The 1272-nt window shown below is 42.8% G+C and carries 1 protein-coding gene; it reads right to left on the reverse strand.

The window, feature by feature from the left end:
* Positions 1-41: 41 nt before the first annotated feature.
* A protein-coding gene (locus tag JMX48_RS13960; protein WP_201538772.1) for an IS3 family transposase occupies positions 42-1207 on the reverse strand; the annotation gives its coding sequence in 2 pieces (ribosomal slippage) (positions 42-949 and positions 949-1207; 1167 coding nt in all).
* Between the last annotated feature and the right edge of the window lie 65 nt (positions 1208-1272).

The following is a 1272-nucleotide window of genomic DNA, read 5'->3' on the forward strand; positions in this document are numbered from 1 at the left end:
CCTGCCGTCAAATCCGTATAGTTAAACTTGGGAGATTTTAGTTATGCAGCTTGACGATAATAATCAAACCACACCTGTCTTGGCGATTTATAGCCTAAACTCTTTTGAATCCTCGTTTGGTTGTAGTACAGCTCAATATAGCCAATGATATCGCTGATCGCTACAAACCTTGTTTTATAGTCTTGGTGATATACCAGCTCATTCTTCAATATGCCCCAGAAGCTTTCTATCGGAGCGTTATCAAAGCAGTTGCCCTTACCACTCATCGAGCCTGTAAACTGATGCTGTTTGATAATCTTGTGGTAGGCATGGCTACAGTACTGACTGCCTCTATCTGAATGTACAATCAGCCCTTGGCTTGGACGTTTATTCTTGATTGCCATGTTCAATGCTTTGCATACTAGATCAGCGGTCATACGTTTGTTGATGGCATAGCCGACCAGCTCTTTAGTGTATAAGTCTTTAACGCCTGCCAAGTACAGCCAACCCTCATTTGTCCAGATATAGGTGATGTCACTGACCCAAGACTCATTAGGACGCTTAGCATCAAACTGCTGATCCAACACGTTTGGATAAACCATTTTATGATGGTTTGAGTCCGTAGTGACTTTAAAGCGTTTGTGGCGAAGGCATTTGATGCCATGTTCTTCTTTAATGCTTCTGACCATATACAAGCTAATATCGTGCCCTTGCTCTATCAGCTTTGCGTGCAGTCGATCAGCACCATAACGTGCTTTAGTTTCACTATGTGCCGCTCTGACTAGTAGCTCAGACTGATTACGATGTATCTGTTGGTCGCTGATATCGCGATTTATCCAGTCGTAATAACTTGATAGCTTAACACTTAGCACGCGGCACATAGTGGTGATGCTAAAGAAGTGCTGGTTATCTTTGATAAAGGCGTACCTGACTAACTGTGCTTTGCAAAGTACGCCGTGGCCTTTTTTAGGATCTCTCGTTCCTCTTCAGCAACTTTGAGCTGTCGTTTAAGACGCTTGTTTTCTTCGATCACCGTTATGAGTTCAGGATCATATTGAGCTGTTCCTGCAAGTTTGCCTTGATTGGCTTTATTGTGCCAATTAGATAAGGTCTGCATGGCGATACCAAGCTGCTTCGCAGTCGCTGAAATATTTCCATCGTTGTCCACTATCTTCTTGACGGCTTCTGCTTTGAATTCCGTACTGTAGGTTCTAATTTTCTTGGTCATGGTAAACTCCTGTGAATATGCTTAGTTTACCAAGTTTATCTCTACGGTTTCTTCAGCATAGCTCA

The organism is Psychrobacter immobilis (assembly GCF_904846225.1).
Taxonomy (GTDB): Bacteria; Pseudomonadota; Gammaproteobacteria; order Pseudomonadales; family Moraxellaceae; genus Psychrobacter; species Psychrobacter immobilis_F.